A 23963-nucleotide genomic window follows, 5' to 3' on the forward strand; every position below is an offset into this window, starting at 1 on the left:
CTCAGGCTGCGGCCTTAGCCGAGTCCTTCAACAACTTTGCAACGCGCTCGGATGGCTGTGCACCAACGCTCAGCCAGTAGGCTACGCGCTCTTGGTTCACGGACAGACGAACTTCTTGACCACGAGCAACAGGGTTGAAGAAACCAACCTGTTCCTTGTGCGAACCGTCGCGCGGGTTGCGGCTGTCGGTTACGGTCAAGTGGTAAAACGGGCGCTTTTTGGAGCCGCCAAGGGCAAGACGGATTGTTAGCATGTGAACATCGTTCCTGTAGTCGGTGCTGCAAATCTAAATGCACAGCGGGCATAGGTGCCCGAAAGGCCGCATATTCTAAGGAATATCCGGACTTTTGCAAATGTCTTTTTCCGGCGCCTATCAGCGTGCCATTCAGATCTGCTATAGAGCCGTCGGTTAAAACGGCAAGTCAGCGCCCGCCAACGGCGGGTTTGCTGGAGATCCCACATCCCTGTGGGTCGGAGCGCAAGCCAAGGCTTGTGCTCGAATACTTTACATTTTCGGCATACCGCCGCCGGGCAACATACCGCCCATGCCGCGCATCATCTTGGCCATGCCGCCCTTGGCGGAGAATTTCTTCATCATCTTCTGCATCTGCTTGTGCTGCTTGATCAAGCGGCCGATGTCCTGCACCTGGGTGCCGGACCCCATGGCGATCCGACGCTTGCGCGAACCGCTGATCAGCTCAGGGTCGCGGCGCTCGGCCGGGGTCATGGAGTTGATGATGGCTTCCATCTGCTTGAACTGCTTCTCTGCCGCGCCCTGGGCGTTACCCATTTGCGCCAGGTTCACGCCGCCGATGTTCGGCAGCTTGTCCATCAGGCCGCCGAGGCCGCCCATGTTCTTCATTTGCTGCAGCTGGTCGCGGAAGTCTTCGAGATCGAAGCCCTTGCCCTTCTTCAGCTTTTTGGCCAGTTTGTCGGCCTTGTCTTTATCGAGCGTGGCTTCGGCCTGTTCGATCAGGCTGAGCACGTCGCCCATGCCGAGGATACGCGAGGCGATACGCTCCGGGTGGAACGGTTCGAGCGCTTCGCTCTTCTCGCCCATACCGATGAACTTGATCGGCTTGCCGGTAATGGCGCGTACCGACAGCGCGGCGCCGCCACGGGCGTCGCCGTCGACCTTGGTCAAGATCACGCCGGTCAGCGGCAGTGCGTCACCGAAGGCCTTGGCGGTGTTGGCGGCATCCTGGCCGGTCATGGCGTCGACCACGAACAGCGTCTCGACCGGGTTGATCGCGGCATGCAGCGCCTTGATCTCACCCATCATCTCCTCATCGATGTGCAGGCGACCGGCGGTATCGACGATGACTACGTCGATGAATTTCAGCTTGGCTTCTTTAATAGCCGCAGTGGCGATATCAACCGGCTTCTGGCTCAGGTCCGACGGGAAGAAAGTCACGCCCACTTCGCCCGCGAGCATTTCCAGCTGCTTGATCGCGGCCGGACGGTAGACGTCGGCCGACACCACCATCACCGACTTCTTCTTGCGCTCTTTAAGGAAGCGCGCCAGCTTGCCGGCGGTGGTGGTCTTACCCGCGCCTTGCAGGCCGGCCATCAGCACAACGGCCGGTGGCACGGCGCTGAGGTTCAAATCTTCGTTGGCCGCGCCCATCAGGCTTTCGAGTTCGGCCTGGACGATCTTCACGAACGCCTGGCCCGGGGTCAGGCTGCGCGACACTTCAGTGCCGACCGCACGCTCCTTGACCGAGTTGACGAAGTCCTTCACCACCGGCAAGGCCACGTCGGCCTCCAGCAACGCCATGCGCACTTCACGCAGGGTGTCTTTAATATTGTCCTCGGTCAGCTTGGCCTTGCCGGTTACGTGGCGCAGCGTCTGCGAGAGACGGTCAGTCAAGTTTTCAAACATGCGCGATCCTTTCAGGCCCTATTCATCGAAATGCATTGGTAGACCGAGGTAATGGCGGCCCAGGCTGTGGTAAATCGCTATTAAAAACAGCGCTCGGCGAGCCTGCGGCGTGGGCAGGTCGCGGATTATAGCGAAGACTGCGTCCATGCACACCCGCTGTCTGGCCCAGGAGTCTTTCGTGCAGCGCAGGTGTGTGCCAAACTCAGCGCCTTTCGGGCTTGCCTATCAGGATTTATGCTCCCCTTGTCACCCAGTTTGCTACCCAGCCTCGCCGCCGCCATCGTGTATGCCGCTGCGACTCTCTATCAGGGCTCTCGTCTGGCCCAAGGCACTAAAGCGGACAAACGTCTGCTGGTCGGCCTTGGCGTGCTGGCCCTGCTGGCCCATGCGGCCAGTCTGTTCACCCACCTGCTGACCCCGGTTGGCCTGGGCCTGGATTTTTTCAGCGCCGCCAGCCTGATCGCCGCCGCCGTGATCGCACTGACGCTGCTGGCGTGCTACCGGATTCCGGTCGAAAACCTGCTCGTTCTTTTATTCCCGCTGGGCATGCTCACGGTGCTGCTGGCGCAGTTCGCGCCCACCGGCACCGTCCAGGTGATCGATGAAGAGCCGGGCATCCTCGCGCATATCCTGCTGTCGATCCTGGCCTACGGCATGTTCACCATCGCGGTGTTCCAGTCGCTGCTGGTGCTGTTGCAAGACCACCAGCTCAAGCACAAGCACCCGTCGGGGCTGATCAAGAACTTCCCGCCGCTGCAAACCATGGAAAGCCTGCTGTTCGGTTTTCTGTGGGCCGGCTGGACCTTGTTGTCGCTATCGCTGATTTCCGGCTGGCTGTTCGTCGAAAACCTGTTCGCCCAGCATCTGGTGCACAAAACCTTGCTGGCCTGCCTGGCCTGGGTGGTGTTCAGCGTATTGCTGTGGGGCCGCAACCGCCTCGGCTGGCGCGGGCACAAGGCCATCCGCTGGACCCTGGCCGGTTTCTGCCTGCTGATGCTGGCCTATTTCGGCAGCAAGCTGGTTCGCGAATACATCCTGCATATCTGACGGGCGGCGATCATGGACAACTTGCCCCTTGGGCCGATGCTCGCCGTAATTGCCCTGCTGATTTTATGGGCGGCACTGTTTACCGCCATCGAAGCCGCGCAACAACACCTGCTGGCCCTGCGCCCCGGCACACGCCAGGGCGACAAGGCCGCCGCGCGCCTGAGCTTCCCGCGCCACAGCCTGATCCTGTGCAACAGCCTGTGTCGCGCAGCCGTCGTGATTCTCTGCACGCTGCTGGCGATCTATGCCTGGGCCCAGAACGGGCCGTGGCTCGGCTGGCTGATCTCGTGCGCGTTGCTGCTGATCCTCGCCGACTACCTGCCCCGCGCCCTGGCTACCCGTTATCCGCAGGCCATACTGGGCTTCGGTAACGCCCTGCTGGGCGTGCCGCTGAAAATCCTCTATCCCGCCGCCTGGCTGCTCAATGGCATCAGCCTGCTGTTGCTGCGCCCGTTCGCGCGCAAGCCGGGCATAGTGAAAAAGAGCGACGAACCTTCGTCCGACCACGACGACGAGCCGCAGCACGACGCCGACCAAGAGCGCATGCCCAGCATGCCGGGCATCCATGCCCTGGACAACATCACCGTCAACGACATCCTGGTGCCGCGCAGCGACGTGGACGGTATCAACCTGGATGACACGATCGAAGACATCATCGAGCAACTGCGCACCTCCCAGCGCACGCGGCTGCCGGTGTTCCACAGCGATATCAACCAGGTCGAAGCGGTGCTCAACACCCGGCAGGTCCAGCATCTGCTGCCCGATGCCAGCCTAACCAAGGAAGCGCTGCTCGCCGCCTGCCACGAACCCTACTTCGTGCCGGAGAGCACGCCTCTGCAGCTGCAACTGCTGAATTTCCACAAGCAGCAGCGGCGCCTGGGCATGGTGGTGGACGAGTACGGCGAAGTGCTGGGCATCGTGACCCTGGAAGATATCCTCGAAGAAATCGTCGGCGAATTCGAAAGCGACCAGGCGGTGGATAACCCCCATGTCGAAGCCCAACCCGATGGCCGCTACATCATCGACGGCGCTGCCTCGATCCGCGAACTGAACAAAAGCCTGGGCTGGCACCTGCCCAGCGACGGCCCCAAGACCCTCAACGGCCTGGTGACCGAAGCGCTGGAGACTATTCCGGACTGCGCGGTATGCCTGAAAATCGGCCGCTACCGCCTGGAAATCCTCGAGACCGAGGACAACCGGGTGAGCAAGGTGCTGATCTGGCATACCAGCCACGTGCCAATAGCCGCATAACCCTCCTGACACACAAAAATCCAATGTGGGAGGGGGCTTGCCCCCGATAGCAGAGTGCCAGTCACTGCATCAGGTGACTGATACACCGCTATCGGGGGCAAGCCCCCTCCCACATTTGAATTGTGGCGCTCCAACCACTTGTTGTAATTCCAAACCCCTTCCTATAATCCCTGCGGCTTACCCAAGCCCCCGCCCGACCGCGTGCTACCCGCACTCAGCGCGTCCAGGCAGCGCTTTACCCTGTCCGAGCGGTGTTTGCTCCCATCCCGAGCCACCCCGCGCACAACCCTGATCCATGGGTGTTCGACCAATAATAATCCGCGTCCAAACGCGCAATGACCAATCCGGGATACTGCCATGAGCACCACGTATAACGAGGCCGCAACCGCCGCCCCGACCAACTCGACGGCCCGTGTGGCCACCGCGAGCATCGTCGGCACCGCCATTGAGTTCTACGACTTCTATATCTACGCCACGGCTGCGGCACTGGTCATCGGCCCGGTGTTCTTCCCGCAGACGTCCGGCACCGCACAGATGCTCGCGTCGTTCCTCACATTCGGTATCGCGTTCATAGCACGCCCACTGGGTTCGGCGCTGTTCGGCCACTTTGGCGACCGTATCGGCCGCAAGTCGACGCTGGTGGCCTCCCTGCTGCTGATGGGCGTGTGCACGACCCTGATCGGCTTGCTGCCAGGCTACGACAGCATTGGCGCCTGGGCACCGATTCTGTTGTGTGTATTGCGCTTCGGCCAAGGCCTGGGCTTGGGCGGGGAATGGGGCGGCGCGGCATTGCTGGCGACCGAGAACGCCCCCAAGGGCAAGCGCGGCTGGTTCGGCATGTTCCCGCAACTGGGCCCGTCGATCGGGTTCCTGGCGGCCAACGGCTTGTTCCTGATCCTGGCCATGAGCCTGAACGACGAGCAGTTCCGCAGCTGGGGCTGGCGCATTCCGTTCATCCTCAGCGCGGCGTTGGTGATGGTGGGCCTGTACGCACGGCTCAAGCTGCACGAGACGCCGGTGTTCGCCAATGCCGTGGCCAAGGAAAAACCGGTGAAAGTGCCGCTGGTGGAACTGTTCAGCCAGCATTGGCTGCCGGTGCTGCTGGGCGCTGCGTCGATGGTGGTGTGCTATGCGCTGTTCTATATCACCACGGCGTTTTCCCTGAGCTATGGGGTGTCGACCCTCGGCTACAGCCGTGAAACCTTCCTCGGTCTGTTGTGCTTCGCAGTGCTGTTCATGGGCCTGGCGACGCCGCTGGCAGCGCTGGCCAGCGACCGCTACGGGCGCAAGCCGGTGCTGATTGTCGGCGCGGTCCTGGCAATCCTGTCGGGCTTTACCATGGAGCCGCTGCTGACCCACGGCTCAACCTGGGCCGTGGCGCTGTTCCTGGCGCTGGAGCTGTTCCTGATGGGCGTGACTTTCGCGCCGATGGGCGCGCTGCTGCCGGAACTGTTCCCGACCCGCGTGCGTTATACCGGCGCGTCGGCGGCGTATAACCTGGGTGGGATCGTGGGGGCGTCGGCCGCGCCGTTCTTCGCGACCAAGCTGGTGGCGATGGGCGGGCTGAGTTATGTCGGTGGGTATGTGTCGGCGGCAGCGTTGCTTAGTCTGATTGCTGTGCTGTGCCTGAAAGAGACGCGGGATAATGATTTGAACAAGGTGGCCTGACTGATCGTTCCCACGCTCTGCGTGGGAATGCAGCCCAGGACGCTCTGTGTCCCAAAGCATGACGCAAAGCGTCACAAGAGGCATTCCCACGCGGAGCGTGGGAATGATCAAGCTGAGGTTACAGCTCTACAACTACAGCCTTGGAAGCACGGGTCGCCTTGGCTCGAGCCGCTTCAATCGACTCATCCCGCGCCAACGCCACGCCCATGCGGCGCTGACCATTGACCTCAGGCTTGCCAAACAGACGCAACGCCGTATCCGGCTCGCTCAAGGCCGCGCCGAGGTTGGCGAATGCCGTCTGCGTCGACTGCCCTTCCACCAGGATCACCGCCGACGCCGAAGGCCCGAACTGACGGATCAATGGGATCGGCAGCCCCAGGATGGCGCGAGCGTGCAGCGCAAACTGCGACAGGTCCTGAGAGATCAGGGTCACAAGGCCGGTGTCATGCGGGCGCGGCGACACTTCGCTGAACCACACCTGATCACCCTTGATGAACAGTTCCACGCCAAACAGACCACGACCACCCAGGGCCTCGGTCACCGCTTTGGCAACCCGCTCGGATTCGGCCAGGGCAATCGGGCTCATGGCTTGGGGCTGCCAGGATTCCTGGTAGTCGCCCTTCTCCTGCCGGTGGCCCACGGGCGCACAGAAAGTGGTGCCACCGATGTGGCGCACGGTCAGCAGGGTGATTTCGTAGTCGAAGTCGATAAAGCCTTCGATGATCACTCGGCCTTTACCCGCACGGCCGCCTTCCTGGGCGTAATCCCAGGCTTTGCGCACATCGTCCGCGCTGCGCAGCAGGCTCTGGCCCTTGCCCGAGGAACTCATCACCGGCTTGACCACGCAGGGAAAGCCCAGGTCTTGCACGGCCTTGCTGTAGTCCTCGAAGGTGTCGGCGAAGTGGTACGGCGAGGTCGGCAGGTCCAGCTCTTCGGCGGCCAGGCGACGGATGCCTTCGCGGTTCATGGTCAGCGATGTGGCACGCGCGGTCGGGATCACGGTGAAGCCTTCGGCTTCCAGCTCGACCAGGGTAGCGGTGGCGATGGCTTCGATTTCCGGCACGATGAAGTGCGGCTTCTCCGCCTCGATCACGGCGCGCAATGCGGCGCCATCGAGCATGTTGATCACATGGCTACGGTGCGCAACCTGCATGGCCGGCGCATTGGCGTAGCGATCCACGGCAATCACTTCAACGCCCAGGCGTTGCAGTTCGATTACCACTTCCTTGCCCAGCTCACCGCAGCCACACAGCAAAACGCGGGTCGCGGTTGGCGACAATGGAGTTCCGATTCGGGTCATCTCAGGTCCTCAGGGGAGCGGATCAGGGGGAGAAAGGCCGGCATTTTACATGAACTGCACACGTTGGCCTCAATTGGCGACGGCGCGCCGGCGGATGCGCCAGGCCATGATCAGCCACACCACGGTGACACCGGCGAATTTCGACACCAGCGCCGTGCCCGCCACGGCCGGCGTCAGCGCACCGATCAAGCCGAAGAAGATAAACGTATCGAGGGGAATGCTCAGCGCCGAACTTATCCACAGGCGGTCGTGCAGCGGGCGCCGGGTGATGCTGAACACCAGCCAGTCGATGCACTCGGACACCGCAAAGGCCGTGGCGCTGGCCAAGGCGATGGATGGGTCGGAGGTGATATACGACAGCACCAGCGCCGCCAGCATGGCGATGATCGCGCCGTGGCCGAAGCGGGTTTGCACCATGTCCCGCAGGATAAACACCAGGCCGCCCCAGGCGGACCAGATGACGTCCAGGTGCGGCGCGGTGGAAAAGGCGAAGTTGATCAGCACGACGCTGCTGATGTAGGCGATCAGGAAGAGCATGGAGGATGGGGCCTGTAGATAAGATTTGGAAATGTGTTGTTTGGGAGGGCCTCATCGGGGGCAAGCCCCCTCCCACACTTGACTGTGTTCACCGATCAAAATGTGGGAGGGGGCTTGCCCCCGATAGCAATCGATCAGCCACCCGAGCGCTTAGGCATCATCCACACCACCCCACTCGCCACCGCCCGCTCATGACACAACCCCAGCACCGCCCGGCGCTCGGCATTGCCCATGCGGCTCCACCGCGTAATCTCATCCACGTTGCGCTGGCAGCCGATGCAAATATCGTCATCATCCAGCGCGCAAATGCTCACGCACGGCGAGGCGACCGGGCGTTCAACCGCACTCATTCTGCCTGCTCGACCAGGTCACGCGCATACCGCTGCGCGTTATGCACATAGTGCGCGGCACTCGCTTCAAGCATGCGCTTCTGCGCCTCGGTCAGTTCACGCACCACCTTGCCCGGCGAGCCCATCACCAGCGAGCCATCGGGAATTTCCTTGCCTTCGCCGATCAGCGAATTGGCGCCGATGATGCAATGTTTGCCGATCTTCGCGCCGTTGAGGATCACTGCGTTGATGCCGATCAGGCTGTAGTCGCCCACCGTGCAGCCGTGCAGCATGGCGTTATGGCCGATGGTCACGCCGGTGCCGAGGGTCAGTGGGTAGCCCATGTCGGTGTGCATCACGCTGCCATCCTGCACGTTGCTGTTCTTGCCGATCAGGATCAGTTCGTTGTCGCCACGCAATACCGCGTTGAACCAGACGTTGGCGCCCTCCTCCAGCCTGACCTTGCCCACCAGCGTGGCATTGGGCGCCACCCAGCTCTGTGGATGGGTCTCGACGCAGGCATCGCCCAGGCGGTATTTCATGGTTTTCCCTCACGGCTTGCCATTCAAACGACGGCTTAGATATTGATGAAGCTCTTGGGTGGCTGGTGCAGGCTGATCTTGGCATCGTCATAGAGCAGGTTGATCAGCTCGACGATCATGATTGCCGTCAGGCCCCAGATTTTGTATTCGCCGAACCGATAGCTCGGCACATACCAACTGCGGCCCTGGTAGTCGATGCGGTGGGTGTGCTCGCGCGGGTCCTGGCGGAAAAAATCCAGCGGCACGCTGAATACCGCTGCGATCTCGGCGTCGTTGGCCAGGTATTCGACGTAGTCGGGGATGACGCCCACGTACGGCGTTACGCGGATGCCGTGCAGGGAGATCAACGGGCTCAACGGCCCGATGACTTCGACCAGCCCCGGCGGCAGGCCGATCTCTTCTTCGGCTTCGCGCAGGGCGGTAAAAATCAGGTCCGGGTCTTCGGGGTCGCGGCGCCCGCCGGGAAAGGCCACTTCGCCACCGTGGGTCGACAGGCCGCTGGCGCGCAGGGTCAGGATCAGCTCGGGTTCGTCACTGCGGGTAATGGGTACCAGCACCGCGGCCTCGGGGAAACGCCCGTCAGTCTCCAGGGTGTGGGGAGTGTGATTGCTTACCCGGCGAAGTAGCTCGTCCAGCATGAGTCATCTCGGTCTGTTGGCTACCTTGCATCATGCACCAAAGCGGGCGGGCGCCCAACCCCAAAACCAGCGGCATGTCGCTAAACGACAACTTGCAGCGCCCTGCCTGCCAAGCCAAGATAGGCCCACTCTCCAGGAACCCCAGCATGAACTTCTGCAGCCAGTGCGGTAAACCGGTTACCCAACGCATCCCCGAAGGCGACGCACGCCTGCGCTATGTCTGCGATCACTGCGCGACCATTCACTACCAGAACCCCAATATCGTCGCCGGTACCCTGCCGGTATGGGGCGACAAAGTGCTGCTGTGCCGCCGCGCCATAGAGCCGCGCCTGGGTTACTGGACCCTGCCCGCAGGCTTTATGGAAAACGGCGAAACCGTGGCCCAGGCCGCCATGCGCGAGACCCTGGAAGAAGCCTGCGCCCGCGTGCGCAACCTCAGCCTCTATACGCTGATTGACGTGCCGCACATCAGCCAGGTGCATATTTTCTATCGCGCCGAGCTGGTCGACCTGGACTTCGCCGCGGGCCAGGAAAGCCTGGAAGTGAAGCTGTTCGCCGAAGCCGATATCCCTTGGTCCGAGCTGGCTTTCCGCACGGTCGGGCGTACCTTAGAATGCTTCTTCGCTGACCGTCGGCAACAGCTGTTCCCGGTGCGCAGCGAGTCGGTGCCACCCCTGTCCAAGCCCGCCCAATAACAAGCCGGCCACTCATCGCCAAAGGGAAACCGTTTCAATGCGTTGGTTGCTTGCTCTTCTCTGCCTGTCGTTCGCTACCCTGTCCTCGGCCTCCACGGTGGAAACGCTCGGCGGCAAAACCGTCGAAAAAGTCCTGGTGCTTAAATCCGCCCACCAGTTGCAGCTGATCAACGACGGCAAGCCCCTCAAGACCTATCGCATTTCCCTGGGTAAAAACCCCAAGGGCCACAAGCTGTTCGAGGGCGACCGCCGCACGCCCGAAGGCCTCTACTGGATCGACTGGCGCAAGACCAGCGAGCGCTTCAATCTGGCCATGCACATCTCCTACCCCAATATCAGCGACGCCGCCCGCGCCCGCCGCGAAGGGGTCAAACCGGGCAGCATGATCATGATCCACGGCACCCCGGACACCGAGGATTACCCGGAACAGTGGTTCCACACCCTGGACTGGACCGACGGCTGCATCGGCATGCGCAATGTGGATATGCGTGAGGTCTGGAGCCTGGTCAAGGACGGCACCCTGATCGAGATTCGGCCCTGATCTGCGACCACTCGTAAAATAATTCGAAAATATTTCCTGCCCCGAGCAGCACCTGCCGGTGAATACCAGTTCACCGTGCGGGCTGCGCCGTCGTGCGCGCTATGAAGACCTTTCTAATACCACTTTGTGCCAGGCACCGTTGCGGTGCCTTAATCCATTGAATGCACCGTTGTGGCTGCATTGACATGGTATTTAAGTGGTATTAATTTTCGACCCATACCGGGCGACAACACTCCAATAACCGCATCGGAAACCTGACAGATGAATCCCATTCTGGCCCTGCGCCCCGACGACAAACAATCCACGCCGCTGTACCTGCAATTGGCGCGCAAGCTCGAAGCGGCGATCCATGCCGGCCAGTGGACATCCGAGCAAGCCCTGCCGTCGGAGCGTGCGCTCAGCGAGCAGTTGAGCATTTCTCGAGTCACCGCCCGCAAAGCGCTGGAAGTGCTGTTTGAGCAGGGCCTGATCCGCCGCAGCCAGGGCTCCGGCACCTTTATCACGCCACGCCTGGAACAGCCGCTGTCGCGTCTGTCGGGGTTCAGCGAGATGCTGCGCCTCAAGGGCTTTGTGCCCGGCTCCCAATGGCTTGAACGCGACATCACCCCGCCGACCCATGAAGAACTGATCCGCCTGTGCCTGTCGACCAATGACAAAGTGGCGCGTCTCAAGCGCCTGCGCAAAGCCGACGACACGGTCATGGCCATTGAAATGACCGCTGTTCCCGCTTCGGTGCTGCCACAGCCGCAGGCCTTGGGCAGCTCGCTGTACGAATACTTCGACAGTATCGGCAAGCCCATCGTCCGCGCCCTCCAGCATGTACAGGCGATCAACGCATCGGATGAATTCGCCAAGCTGGTGGGCATCGCCCCCGGCACCGCCATGCTGCTGATGACCCGGGTCGGCTACACGCTGGATAACACCCCCATAGAAATCACCGACACCTATTGCCGCAACGACTACTACGACTTTGTCGCAGAGCTGCGTAGGTAAGACTTGCCGCCGCGTCGCGGCTTTAGAGAACTGCCCATGTCCGAAGACAACATCCTTACGCCCAGCGGCTGGATCCGCGGCCGCCTGGTGCACGAGCACGGCAAGGTCGTCGCCATCGAAGGCACGCCTTGCAATCCGGCCGACAACGACCTGCCCTACCTGCTGCCCGGCTTTATCGACCTGCATGTGCACGGCGGCGGCGGCAAAGACATCATGGAAGGCGTCGAGGCCTTCGAGACCATCACCCGCACCCATGTGCGATTTGGTACCACCTCGCTGCTGGCCACTACCATGACCGCGCCGGTCGACGAAATCTCCCGCGTACTCGGCCAGCTCGGCACCTTCTGCGCGCAGCGTCCTACCGGCAGCGCTCGCGTGCTCGGGGTACATCTGGAAGGCCCCTACATCAATCCGGGAAAACTCGGCGCCCAACCCAACTTCGCCCACACCGCCTTGATGGCCGAAGTTGAAGCCTACCTGCGCCTGGCGCCGATCCGGGTGATTACCATCGCGCCGGAAATCGCCGGCCACGACGCTCTGATCCGCGCCCTCAGCCAACGCGGCGTGCGCATGCAGATCGGCCACACCCTGGGCAGTTATGAAGAAGGCGTGGCCGCCCTCGCCGCCGGCGCCACCAGCTTTACCCATTTGTACAACGCCATGAGCCCGCTGCATCACCGCGAGCCGGGCATCGTCGGCGCCGCGCTGGCCCACGCCACCTACGCCGAGTTGATTCCCGACCTGCTGCACGTACACCCCGGTGCCATGCGCGTGGCGTTGCGCTCGATCCCGTGCCTGTATTGCGTCACCGACTCCACCGCCGCCGCCGGCATGCCCGATGGCGAATACAAGCTGGGCAGCCACACCGTGACCAAGTGCCTGGGCGGCGTGCGCCTGGCGGACGGCACCCTGGCCGGCAGCACTCTGACCATGGACCAGGCGCTGCGCAACCTGGTGAAGATCGGCCTGCCGATCAGCGAAGCCTCACAACGCCTGTCGCAATTTCCTGCGGACTACCTGGGCCTGGAAGAACGCGGCCGCCTGCAACCCGGCAGCTTTGCCGACTGCGTGCGCCTGGACCGCTCCCTGACACTCACCGACGTAATGGTCGAAGGAGAAGCCATTGACTTCAAAAATGCTTGAAGAGGCGCTGGCCTCCTGTGACGCCGTCGCGGCGCAACTGCAACGCCTGGAGCCGATACTCGAAGACGTCGCCGGTCGCCTGCGCCGCCAGCCGCCGCAAGTGGCAATGACCGTTGCGCGGGGCAGCTCGGACCATGCCGCCAGCTACTTCGCCTACCTGGCCATGCAGCATGTGGGGATTCCGGTGGCGTCGTTGCCGATGTCGGTGGTGACCTTGTTGCAGGCGCCGATGAAAGTCAGTGGCCAGGTGGCGTTTGGTTTCTCGCAATCGGGGCAAAGCCCGGACCTGGTCAACAGCCTGCGCCTGTTGCGCAAACGTGGGGCCTTGAGCATCTCGATGGTCAACGCCGAAGACTCGCCGCTGCAAGCCGCCTGTGAATTCCATGTGCCGCTGTGTGCCGGGCCGGAACTCAGCGTGGCCGCCACCAAGAGCTTTATCGCCACGCTCAGCGCCAGCGCGATGCTGGTCGGCCACTGGAACCAGGAAGCCGACCTGCTGCAAGCCTGCAACGCACTGCCCGACGGCCTGCGTGACGCGGCCAAACAGGATTGGCGCGCAGCCATCGAGGCGCTCAAAGGCAGCCAGCGCTTGATGGTGATCGGCCGTGGCGCCGGTTTTGCCGTCGCCCAGGAAGCCGCGCTCAAGCTCAAGGAAACCTCGGCGATCCAGGCCGAAGCCTTCAGCAGCGCCGAAGTGCGCCACGGGCCGATGGCCTTGATCGACGCAGACTACCACTTGCTGGTGTTCGCCCCACGCGGCGCCGAGCAGGCCGGCCTGCTGACCCTGGCCGCCGATATGCGCCAGCGCGGCGCCCGTGTGTTGCTGGCCGCGCCGGACGATGTTGCCGAACGCGACCTGACCCTGAGCCGCGCAGAACACCCGAGCCTGGACCCGATCCTGGCCATCCAGAGTTTTTACGTGATGGCGGCAGGCCTGGCGCAGGCCCGGGGCATGAACCCCGACCAGCCCCGTCACCTGAGCAAAGTCACTCGCACTCACTGAGTCGATTGCCGTGTTTTCCTGATGAGTACCGTGCCCATGTCCAACAACAATAACCGACTGACCCTTAGCGCCCCCTTGAGTGGGCCGGTGCTGGCCCTGGGCAGCGTCCCCGACGAAGTGTTCGCCAGCGGCGCCATGGGCGACGGTATTGCCATCGATCCGTTGAATGACTGCCTGCACGCGCCGTGTGACGGGGTGATTATCCACGTCGCCCGCACCGGGCACGCGCTGACCCTGCGCGCCGACAACGGTGCCGAAGTGCTGATGCATGTCGGCATCGACACCGTGGAACTCAATGGCGAAGGTTTTGCCTTGCTGGTGAAGGAAGGCGCGCGGGTGAGCCAGGGCCAGGCGCTGGTGCAATTTGACCTGGACCGCATTGCGCGCCAGTGCAAGAGCCTGGTGAGCTTGATCATCCTGACCAACAGCGACCGCTTCGAACTGACGCCCTGCCCGCTCAGCACGGTCAAGGTCGGGGAGCCGTTGATGCAGGTGACGCTGCGTTCGGGCGCCCCCGTTCAAGCGGCTGTGGATAACTCCAGCGCCGAAGCCAGCGCCAGCGTTCGCGTCACCCATCGCGGCGGTTTGCATGCGCGCCCTGCTGCGCTGATCCGCAAGACCGCCCAGGGTTTCAGCAGCCAGGCGCACCTGCACTTCGCTGACAAGTCGGCGTCGTGCGACAGCCTGATTGGCTTGATGGGCTTGGGCATTGGCGAAGGTGACGAAGTACGCGTGACCTGCCGTGGCAACGATGCCGATGCGGCGCTGCAAGGGTTGATCGCGGCGTTGTCCGTGGCGATCCGCGAAGATCACCACGCTCCTGCAGTGGCGGCCGTACCACGTCGCGTCAGTGTGGAAACCGATGTGTTGCAAGGCGTGTGCGCAGCCCCCGGCCTGGTGTGCGGCCCGCTGTTTCGCCTGACCGGCATCGAGCTGCCGGAAGACACCGGTAACCATTCGGCCGACGAACAAAAGCAGCGTCTCGACACGGCACTGGAGCAGGTGCGCGGCGAAATCCGCAGCACCCTGGACCACGCCCGCCAACGCAAGAACGTCGACGAAGAAGAGATCTTCGCCGCCCACCTCGCGCTGCTGGAAGACCCGGCATTGCTGCAAGCCGCTGCCGACGCCATTGCCCAGGGCAGCGCCGCCACCCATGCCTGGCGCGATGCGATCCAGGCCCAGTGCGCGGTATTGCTGGCACTGGGCAAGCCCTTGTTCGCCGAACGCGCCAACGACCTGCGCGACCTGCAACAACGCATATTGCGCGCATTGCTGGGTGAAGCCTGGCACTTCGAATTGCCCGCCGGATCGATTGTCGGCGCCCATGAACTCACCCCCTCGGACCTGCTGCAACTGAGCAAGCAGCAAGCCGTGGGAATCTGCATGGCCGAGGGCGGCGCCACGTCCCACGTCGCGATTCTGGCGCGGGGCAAAGGCTTGCCTTGCGTGGTGGCGCTGGGTGCCGAGCTGCTCGAGGTGCCCCAGGGCCAGCGCGTGGTGCTGGACGCCGCCAATGGCCGCCTGGAACTGGCGCCCAGCGATGCTCGCCATGCTGAAGTCCATCAGATTCGCGATGCGCAGAAAGTCCGCCGCCAGCAGCAACAGGCCCAGGCCCGATTGCCGGCGCGCACCCTCGATGGCGTGAGCATTGAAATCGCCGCCAACGTCGCCTCCAGCGCCGAGGCTCAACTGGCGTTTGAAAACGGCGCCGACGGCGTCGGCCTGCTGCGCACCGAATTCCTCTTCGTCGACCGCCGCACTGCGCCGGATGAACAGGAGCAGCGCCAGGCTTATCAAGCCGTGCTGGATGCCATGGGCGACAAGTCGGTGATCATCCGCACCATCGACGTGGGCGGCGACAAGCAACTCGATTACCTGCCGCTGCCTGTCGAAGCCAACCCGGTGCTGGGCCTGCGCGGTATTCGCCTGGCCCAGGTGCGCCCGGAACTGCTCGACCAGCAACTGCGCGCGTTGCTGCAAGTCAGCCCGCTGCAGCGTTGCCGCATACTGCTGCCGATGGTCAGCGAAGTGGATGAGCTGCTGCATATCCGCCAGCGCCTGGATCAATTGTGCGAGGAGCTGGCACTGACCCAGCGCCCCGAACTGGGCGTTATGATCGAAGTGCCCGCCGCTGCGCTGATGGCTGAGCAACTGGCCGAGCATGCGGACTTCTTGTCCATCGGCACCAATGACCTGTCCCAGTACACCCTGGCCATGGATCGCGACCACGCGGGCCTCGCCGCCCGCGTCGATGCGCTGCACCCGGCTTTGCTGCGGCTGATCGCCCAGACCTGCGCCGGTGCGGCGAAACATGGGCGCTGGGTCGGCGTATGTGGCGCACTCGCCTCCGACCCATTGGCCACGCCGGTGCTGGTCGGCCTGGGCGTCAGCGAGCTGTCGGTGAGCCCACCGCAGATCGGCGAAATCAAGGACCGCGTCCGCCACCTGGACGCGGCGCAATGCCGGCAATTGAGCCAAGGGTTGCTCGACCTGAGCAGCGCCAAAGCCGTTCGCCACGCCTGTCAACACCACTGGCCGCTGAGCTGACAACAACAAGAATAGGGAGACACGCCATGTATCAACATTTCATCGAAGGCCTGCAACGCCTGGGCCGCGCACTGATGCTGCCGATTGCGATCCTGCCGATCGCCGGCCTCTTGCTGCGACTGGGCGACACCGACTTGCTCAACATCGCGGTGATGCACGACGCCGGGCAGGCCATCTTCGCCAACCTGGCGCTGATCTTCGCCATCGGCATCGCCGTCGGCTTTGCCCGCGACAATAACGGCACGGCCGGCCTGGCCGGGGCGATTGGTTATCTGGTGATGATCTCCACGCTCAAGGTGATGGACACCTCCATCAACATGGGCATGCTCGCCGGTATCGCCAGTGGCCTGATGGCCGGTGGGCTGTATAACCGTTTCAAGGACATCAAGCTGCCGGAGTACTTGGCGTTCTTCGGCGGGCGACGGTTTGTACCGATTGTCACCGGGTTTTCGGCAGTGGGATTGGGGGTGATCTTCGGGCTGATATGGCCGCCGATCCAACACGGCATCAACAGCTTCGGCGTGTTGCTGATGGAAAGCGGCAGCCTCGGCGCGTTCGTGTTTGGCGTGTTCAACCGCCTGCTGATCGTCACCGGCCTGCACCACATCCTCAACAACATGGCCTGGTTTGTGTTCGGCAGCTTTACCGACCCGGTGACGGGCGCGGTGGTGACGGGCGATCTGACTCGATATTTTGCCGGCGATCCGAAGGGCGGCCAGTTCATGACCGGCATGTTCCCGGTGATGCTGTTCGGCTTGCCCGCCGCGTGCCTGGCGATGTACCGCAACGCCCTGCCGGAGCGCCGCAAGGTGATGGGCGGGATCTTCCTGTCGATGGCCCTGACCTCGTTCCTTACGGGGGTGACCGAGCCGATCGAATTCGCCTTCATGTTCCTCGCACCGTTCCTGTATCTGCTGCATGCGCTGCTGACCGGCCTGTCGATGGCCATTACCAACCTGCTGAACATTCACCTGGGCTTTACCTTCTCCGGTGGCTTCATCGACATGGTCCTCGGCTGGGGCAAGTCCACCAATGGCTGGCTGGTGATACCGGTGGGCCTGGCCTATGCGGTGGTCTACTACACCGTGTTTGATTTCTGTATCCGCCGCTTCAACCTGAAAACGCCTGGCCGTGAAGACATTCAGGTGGTGCAGACCGAAGCTATGACCGACAACCAGCGCGCCGGTGCCTACATTCGCGCCCTGGGCGGTGCCGCCAACCTGCTCAGTGTCGGTGCTTGCACCACGCGCCTGCGCCTGGACATGGTGGACCGTAACAAGGCCGTGGACGCCGAGCTCAAGGCCCTGGGTGCGATGGCGGTGGTTCGCCCCGGTAACGGCGGCAGCTTGCAGGTGGTAGTGGGGCCGATGGCTGACAGCATTGCCGACGAGATCCGCCTGGCGATGCCGACCTCCGGCAATACGCCGGCCCCGGTCGTGGCTACGCAACCTCAAACCTCGACCGTCGCAACCGCTCAGGCCGAGCAATGGCTGAACGCCTTGGGTGGCAGCGACAATGTGCTGCAACTGGACTGCGTGGCCATGACCCGTATTCGCTTGCAACTGGCCGATGATCAGGCGCTGTCGGAGCAGCAGCTCAAGGCTCTGGGTTGCCAGGGTGTGAGTCAGCTCGACGGTGGTATCTGGCACCTGTTGGTGGGTGATTCGGCCCAGGGTTTAAGCGCCGCTCTCAAAGCGCTTTCCAGCCGCAGCTCGGTAGGCTCCAGCGTCTGACACCGCTACCTATCTACCGCCCGACCACGGGCACGACTCTCCATGCTGGACTCTTGTCCCAACATGGAGAGCGTTCCTGTGAGCACCACCACCCAGGCCGTTGAAGGCATCAAAGGCAATCTCAACCAGATTGGCAATCACCTGCTCAAGATCGAAAGACCGCTTCTGCCAGAGCAAAAAGCTTCAACCGAACTGGCTTATCTGGAAACACTGAACGGCGTCCTGAAAAGCTATCGGCAGCAGTTTCTGACCAAGAGCCGAGCGTTTTATCAAGCACTGGAGCCGCATGATTTACCGCAAAAACTTGCGCTGCTCAAGACGACGCTGAACGCTCATCTACAAGACCTCGATCTCTCCGAGCAGATCGGCGGTAAGTCACGCAAATCCTTCATGACCTATAACGCAGGCTTCACCGCGCTTGAGCATGAAGCCGCCCTCGGTGTCCAGGATCGCCTGTTACACCCGCAGGAACAGAAAATCCTCGCAAAGGTGTCGCGGGGACCAGCGCTACGTCCCGGCGTTTACGCACTGACTTTCCGCTACCAGGAACAGGTCGTCGAACTGGCCGGTGCCTTTGTACTCACCGAAAAATCCAGCCCGCTGGCGACCGACCTGTCGCCAGGCCAGGCAGTCGGCGCAGTGATGCTGTTCACCCCTGCGCATGGAATCGAATCATTCGACTCGCTGGATAAACTCAACAACCATTTGCTGCAAGGCATGGATGACACGGCTCAGCATCGCGACTTCATGAGTCTGCTGCCTATGCGCTATCACGCCCTGACACCCGCTGGGATCTGGCCGCTGGAACTGTCGCCCATAACCGATGAACCGCTGTTCGAACACACGTACAACGCTCTGCTCGACAAACGCACCCAGGACATCGACCGAGCCTTGAGCCTGATCGATAACCCGACACAGGACGCGGCGCAGTTGATCGATGCCCTTGATCTCGCCATCACCTGCGCCCTACCCGACCTCAACGCCCGTCTGGAGTGGCGCGCTCAGCGCTTGCTGGAGCGCCACCTGCGCAACAGCGCCCCGGACTGGTATCGCAGCGCCAGCGAAACCCGGCGAGCCACCCTGGCCGAGCATCTGGCCCGCTATAACGAAGCGCGTCAGGACATGCTCGACCTGCTCAACCCTGTCGCCACGCCTGAAACCCTGGCTCGTTATCAACTGCTCGAACGCCTGAGCGATGACCTGGATATTCACCACCTGAACCCGGAACACCTGCAGGTCATCACCCGTCGCCATGTCGCCCCTATCGGCGAGTATGAACACGACCGCAATCTGATCGACCTGGCCCTGCGCGGCCTGCGCACCGGTGATGAGTTGCCCGGTTCCGACTTCCTGGAAAAAACCACTCTTCTCTATAATGGCGCGCCCCTGCCCGAAGACTACGACGACCTGACACCGGCCTGGCTGGCGCAGCAGCTGAGCACACTGCAACCGCGCATCGCGTTTGGCGATATACAAATACAACTGCACAAGAAGCCCGAACTCAGACACGCCATCGAACAGATGCTCGATCAGCGGATCAACGCACTGGCCTATACCGCAGTGCTCCAGGGCCACCTGCGCGAGGACGACTTCCAACTGGTTCAAAGCCTGCGCCAGGACAGCGATAGCCAACTGAGCGCCGCGACACTTTCACTTCATGAGGCACAACTTCAAGACTTGTGGGTATTGCGTCAGAGCGATGCCAGCGGCGTGGTCAAGCGCCTGTTGCTGTGTACTCCCGAGGCGCCTCAAGAGCAGCAATTCCAAGCATTTGACAGCGAAATCGCCTGCCAGAACCATATCCTCGGCTGGAGCCTGGACAACGGCCACAGAGAACCGCCAGGCACGTTGACCGACTATCTGATCAAAAGGGTCCCCCTGCGTTTTCGCCCGGCCATGAAACGTGTCTTGAGCGGCCTGAGCTTCAAGCCCCACGCCCAGGAATACAACGAGGTGGCTTTCAACAATATCGGCAGTCATGCCGATTGCCTCAAGGCAATGTCAGCCCACGTCTTGGCAACCCGTATCGACGACTACGCACTCGGCACACCGAACTGGTTTCGCTCCACCAGCACCGACAACCGCCGGAAACTGTTGCAACTGGCCGAAGATTCCCGCCACGCCTTGCGCATCTACAACGATTTGCCGTTGTCCGAAGCGCGCTACCCAAGCTTTTCCGACTACCTGCATGAACAGGCGAAAAAGAAGCTGAACGAGCTGCTGGGGCGCAGGCAAAACGATGTTGATCCCGATACGGTGTGGGCCTACTCACCTGCGGCAGTGCTGGGCAAGTTGACCCCACCCCCCCTGACTTACACTGAACTTTATCGCGACGGCTACAGCGAAGGCGTGGGTTTTCTCGACCAGAAATTCTCTCGATCAGCCCGCTTCAAAGGCCCGCAAGGCATTGATATCAGCCCACTGACCGCCGAAAAGGTCGCACGCTCGGTCACTGGCGTGTGGATCGGCGCGCGCTACATCAACGAACTCAAAGCGAAATTGCTCGACAGGGCCAGTGCGGGCTACAGCTTTCGGCGTAACGCGACACTGGCCATCACCCAATTGCAGTTGCAAACCGCCGCCCTTGAAAGCCGCCTGCAAGGAGATATTGCCGACGTTGACCTGATATGGCTGAACCAAAGTATCGCCAGCATGGGCGAGACTTCGACACAGACACGCGGCAATTATGCGATCCACCGACTTCTGATCGACGGCGAATGGATCATCGATACCTACCTGTTCAGCCACGGCGATAACCCCGTGCTGCTCTACACACCGCAAGCGCCAGATGGCATCAGCTTTCGCGAGGCCCGGCAGTTCAACTACCTGCTGAAAAAGCTACCCGGCATGATCACCTACCTCACCAGCCGCGTCGGTGTGCCGTCCCGGACACGCGTGCGCACATTCCTGGAGGAAGCGCAAAAACAGCTGCCTGAAAACCTGGATAAAACCACCGCCAGCCCAGCGCGTTACGACTCGACCCGCGCCATACCTCCAGTACTTGACCTGCGCCGGCTGCTGTATGACATGAAGCTGCAGCGCAAAATCGATGACGTGCAAGCAACCACCGTCAATCGTACCCAAATGATCGCCGGCATCCTGTGGACCTGCGTGGAGTGGGTGAGCGCCGTTGCCACGGCCCCGTTTCCGGCGCTGAGCCTGAGTTTGGGGATGCTGCTGGCTTTCAAGGACGGCATGCTGGCCTTGCACGCTTACCATCAGGGCGATGACGCAGGTGCCCTGAAACACTTGATAGGCTATCTGCTCAACAGTGCCGGCGCAGCCTTCACCGATCTGCGCCCGGCCCTCGCGTCACTGGAGCAGCTAAGCAAACCGGCTTTGCGCCAGGTCGCGAGAAGAGCCCCACAGAACCCGGTCATGAAGCTGATCCAGCAATTGGAACCTGCGCCACTCCCAACCGCTGACATGCAAAGAGTGCTGTTTGACAGTGAATTCCTTTGGGCCAAAAAGACGCCGGATGAGATCGGTCGCTACTTGTTGTATCGCCTCGACCCGATCAGCGGGCAACTGGTCTCTACCACCCGTGTGGCAGCGCCAAACGCACAAGGGGTCTGGACACGTACCGGCGTCACTGGCGGAGCACCCAAGTATGAAAAACTGCCTGAAGCACCTGACACGCTGAAAAACTATGAGATGCCAGCCAAACACTGGCGCGATGTTGAGCGCGTACTGGACCCGGACATCGGTGCCGCCATGCGGCAACGCGCAGACGAGTGGTTCAGCGATCCTGGCCTGCTCCCCAGTGTCGCCGCAGCACAGCTGGCACCTGCGCTCAACATTTATAAACAACAAGTCGAACGTCTGACGAAGGACGCCCAGAATTTCTTCAAATACCTCGACCCTCTCGCGCCACGAGCCGACGCCCTTGCTGTCGAGGCCAACACTCAGTTCCCACAATTGATTGCCAGCGATGCTTTTGCCGCAAACCAGAACCTGGTCATCGGCGCGGTCCCCGGCTCTATCGCCAGCAAGCAATTGCTGATTGAGCAGATGGATGCGTTGATCGAAAACGGTTTCAAGCGTCTCTATGTGGAATACCTGCCCGGCGATGTGTTTCGACCCAAGCTGGAGAAGCTTAATCGCGGCAAATCATGGAAGCATATTGAGCGGCACTTGAAGAACCTCGACAAAACCGTGGGCTTCGCCGAGAACGCCGAATACTCCTACCTGGCCCTGGTACGCAAGGCGCGCGAGAAGGGCATCAAGATCAAGGCGCTGGACGCCTCGACCTCCTACCACCTGGAGGATGCCCTGCAAATGGGCGATACCTCCCCGACCACGCCGCGGGACAACGCCATCAGAAACTTCTACTCCCACCGCGCCATCGAAGCGGATGCCCTCACCGAGCCCGACGAGCGTTGGGTCGCACTCGTGGATTCATCCCGCCTGCGTACGTTCAATGAGACACCTGGCCTGGCGGACCTGCAAAATGCCGTCGCCCTGCGGGTTGAGGACATCGGCCCGAACCAGCCCGTGGGTATCTGGGCAGACACCCCCGGATCGATACCGGGTGACCCTTCAGCCAGGGGAGACTATCGAATGACACTGCAAACATCCTACAAAGCGCCCGCCCCTATCGAGCCGAAGGCTGGCGGCGTCAGCGCAGGACAAGTCGACCCGGTGGCCGGCACATCATCCTCGGTGCTCAATGCCAACGAGTTTGACATCCCTGTCTCCATGAGAGATGAAATTATTCGCCTGGATTACAGCAGCCGCCGTGGCCTGGATCCCGTTTACCGTCCTCGTGGCGGGGTAAAGGGGGCTGCTTTCGACACTTTTATCGAGGCGCGAACCCGGCTGCACGTCAAGGCTGAAGAGTTCTTTACCGACTACACTCCCCCCTCTCGACCGACGTTGCCCACCATAACGGACAACACCACACCTGAATCTTTTCTGAAACAGATCAGCGACAGTTCCTTGCCAGGGCTTGTGCTGGGTGAACCCCACGGCATGGAGTCGAGCAAAAAACTGCTGATAACACAGATGGAAACCATCAAGAAGTTGGGTTTCAAGACACTCTATGTCGAACATCTGTATACCGACCTTCATCAGGCCGAACTGGAGGTGTTTCTTAAAACCCAACAGCTTCCTGACAACCTCAAGAGATACCTGAAACAACAGGACATAGGCCACATGCACTTCCGTCATGCCGGCCCTCACACCTACACGGAGGTCTACCAAGCCGCCAGCAAATACGGCATCCGTATCAGAGCCCTGGACTGCGTCGCCAGCTATAACCTCAAGGGAATGCCCGACGACGCCCGGACCAAGATGTTCAATTATTTTGCCTCACGGGTCATACACGCTGACCAGGCGGCGCATGGGCCGCATAAATGGATCGCTTTCGTCGGCAACTCACATGCCAATTTCTACGCAGGGGTACCTGGGCTGGCAGAGTTACTGACGACGGTCAGCCTGAACGTCCGTGATGTTGCGCCTGGCCTGGGCAAAAAAATTCACCTCGGTCACTGGGAAACACTGGATAGCATAAAGGGCCGGAGCGCATTGCGTAACGACTTCAAACTGGAGGAGGTCATTGTCGGACAGCCAGCACGTATCCCCGATGTTCCCGTCGACAGGTCAACCTTGAAAGACCCGCGCCACTACCTGATCGAACGCCTATCGGACCCTGAGACCAATCTGCTGCGCTACTCCGCCGCCGAGGGCATCATCTCTACGCCTATTCAGATAGACGATACCGGTCTGTTCTTCATTGATCTGGAGGGTATGGCCCATGAGCGCTTCAAATACCAGAAAGACCTGATCTACAAAGTGACAAGGGACCTGCAACTGACGCCGGCGCCTGTTGTACCTGCAAAAAGGACATGGTTGAAAAAAACCGGGCACTACGTGATCGAACGGCCATCGGAAACCGAGGCTAATTTGATACACCTCTCCCGTAACGATGGCGTTATGGTTACAGCCATTCAGAAAGACGATGCAGGGAAGTATTTTATTACTCGATGGAATATGGAGCAGCGACGCTTCGACTCCGAGGACGCCCTGATCAAGTCACTCCAAATATATCCAGGTCTAAGACCCGAACCAGCACCGTAACTTGCTTTTTCGATTGCTCTCCGCTGTTTGGAG

General features: G+C 61.6%; 18 protein-coding genes. 11 read left to right on the forward strand and 7 right to left on the reverse strand.

Features of this window, described 5'->3' with window-relative positions; translation table 11 throughout:
• Position 1: 1 nt before the first annotated feature.
• On the reverse strand, positions 2 to 253 hold the full coding sequence (rpsP, locus tag C4J84_RS20610; protein WP_003175899.1) for a 30S ribosomal protein S16: 252 nt from the start codon (positions 251 to 253) through the stop codon (positions 2 to 4).
• Positions 254 to 505: 252 nt separating this feature from the next.
• Positions 506 to 1882 (reverse strand): signal recognition particle protein, encoded by a 1377-nt coding sequence (ffh, locus tag C4J84_RS20615; protein ID WP_124364259.1) that lies wholly within the window; start codon positions 1880 to 1882, stop codon positions 506 to 508.
• Positions 1883 to 2116: 234 nt separating this feature from the next.
• On the opposite strand from ffh, the gene C4J84_RS20620 reads away from it, so the two are divergent.
• From C4J84_RS20620 to C4J84_RS20630, 3 genes are all read left to right on the forward strand, one after another.
• Positions 2117 to 2929, forward strand: a complete 813-nt coding sequence (locus C4J84_RS20620; protein ID WP_124364260.1) for an inner membrane protein YpjD — start codon at positions 2117 to 2119, stop codon at positions 2927 to 2929.
• Between the two features lie 12 nt (positions 2930 to 2941).
• Positions 2942 to 4180, forward strand: coding sequence for a transporter associated domain-containing protein (locus C4J84_RS20625; RefSeq protein WP_124430411.1), 1239 nt, complete (start codon positions 2942 to 2944; stop codon positions 4178 to 4180).
• Positions 4181 to 4537: 357 nt separating this feature from the next.
• Positions 4538 to 5848, forward strand: coding sequence for an MFS transporter (locus C4J84_RS20630; RefSeq protein ID WP_124436021.1), 1311 nt, complete (start codon positions 4538 to 4540; stop codon positions 5846 to 5848).
• A gap of 118 nt (positions 5849 to 5966) precedes the next feature.
• Here the strand turns inward: C4J84_RS20630 and purT are convergent, their stop codons facing one another.
• The 5 genes from purT to C4J84_RS20655 form a co-directional block, all read right to left on the reverse strand.
• On the reverse strand, positions 5967 to 7148 hold the full coding sequence (gene purT / locus C4J84_RS20635; RefSeq protein ID WP_094951941.1) for a formate-dependent phosphoribosylglycinamide formyltransferase: 1182 nt from the start codon (positions 7146 to 7148) through the stop codon (positions 5967 to 5969).
• A 69-nt stretch (positions 7149 to 7217) separates the two neighbouring features.
• Entirely contained in the window at positions 7218 to 7685 is a 468-nt protein-coding gene (locus C4J84_RS20640) for a VUT family protein (protein ID WP_124368235.1), read from the reverse strand.
• A gap of 134 nt (positions 7686 to 7819) precedes the next feature.
• Complete coding sequence (locus C4J84_RS20645) at positions 7820 to 8035, reverse strand: DUF1289 domain-containing protein (protein ID WP_124436022.1); 216 nt, start codon at positions 8033 to 8035, stop codon at positions 7820 to 7822.
• Positions 8032 to 8556 (reverse strand): gamma carbonic anhydrase family protein, encoded by a 525-nt coding sequence (locus C4J84_RS20650; RefSeq protein ID WP_124405187.1) that lies wholly within the window; start codon positions 8554 to 8556, stop codon positions 8032 to 8034. Before C4J84_RS20650 ends, C4J84_RS20645 begins: the two co-directional genes overlap by 4 nt.
• Before the next feature lie 35 nt (positions 8557 to 8591).
• On the reverse strand, positions 8592 to 9194 hold the full coding sequence (locus C4J84_RS20655) for a CoA pyrophosphatase (protein ID WP_016971944.1): 603 nt from the start codon (positions 9192 to 9194) through the stop codon (positions 8592 to 8594).
• Between the two features lie 146 nt (positions 9195 to 9340).
• Between C4J84_RS20655 and C4J84_RS20660 the strand changes: the two genes are divergently transcribed.
• The 8 genes from C4J84_RS20660 to C4J84_RS20695 all read left to right on the forward strand — a co-directional run bounded on the left by C4J84_RS20660 (position 9341) and on the right by C4J84_RS20695 (position 23930).
• Positions 9341 to 9889, forward strand: coding sequence for an NUDIX hydrolase (locus C4J84_RS20660; RefSeq protein WP_124420757.1), 549 nt, complete (start codon positions 9341 to 9343; stop codon positions 9887 to 9889).
• Between the two features lie 37 nt (positions 9890 to 9926).
• Positions 9927 to 10430 carry a murein L,D-transpeptidase family protein gene (locus C4J84_RS20665; protein WP_124371751.1) on the forward strand — a complete coding sequence of 168 codons (504 nt, stop codon included), beginning with the start codon at positions 9927 to 9929 and terminating at the stop codon, positions 10428 to 10430.
• A 261-nt stretch (positions 10431 to 10691) separates the two neighbouring features.
• Positions 10692 to 11423 carry a GntR family transcriptional regulator gene (locus C4J84_RS20670; RefSeq protein ID WP_124364270.1) on the forward strand — a complete coding sequence of 244 codons (732 nt, stop codon included), beginning with the start codon at positions 10692 to 10694 and terminating at the stop codon, positions 11421 to 11423.
• Positions 11424 to 11459: 36 nt separating this feature from the next.
• Entirely contained in the window at positions 11460 to 12566 is a 1107-nt protein-coding gene (gene nagA / locus C4J84_RS20675) for an N-acetylglucosamine-6-phosphate deacetylase (protein WP_124371752.1), read from the forward strand.
• On the forward strand, positions 12559 to 13569 hold the full coding sequence (locus C4J84_RS20680; protein WP_124372470.1) for an SIS domain-containing protein: 1011 nt from the start codon (positions 12559 to 12561) through the stop codon (positions 13567 to 13569). Before nagA ends, C4J84_RS20680 begins: the two co-directional genes overlap by 8 nt.
• 36 nt (positions 13570 to 13605) lie before the next feature.
• Positions 13606 to 16119, forward strand: coding sequence for a phosphoenolpyruvate--protein phosphotransferase (gene ptsP, locus C4J84_RS20685; protein WP_124371753.1), 2514 nt, complete (start codon positions 13606 to 13608; stop codon positions 16117 to 16119).
• A gap of 26 nt (positions 16120 to 16145) precedes the next feature.
• Positions 16146 to 17852 (forward strand): N-acetylglucosamine-specific PTS transporter subunit IIBC, encoded by a 1707-nt coding sequence (nagE, locus tag C4J84_RS20690; protein WP_124371754.1) that lies wholly within the window; start codon positions 16146 to 16148, stop codon positions 17850 to 17852.
• Between the two features lie 78 nt (positions 17853 to 17930).
• Positions 17931 to 23930, forward strand: a complete 6000-nt coding sequence (locus tag C4J84_RS20695; RefSeq protein ID WP_177412758.1) for a membrane-targeted effector domain-containing toxin — start codon at positions 17931 to 17933, stop codon at positions 23928 to 23930.
• Positions 23931 to 23963 lie beyond the last annotated feature (33 nt).

Source organism: Pseudomonas sp. R11-23-07, from assembly GCF_003852295.1.
Lineage (GTDB): Bacteria > Pseudomonadota > Gammaproteobacteria > Pseudomonadales > Pseudomonadaceae > Aquipseudomonas.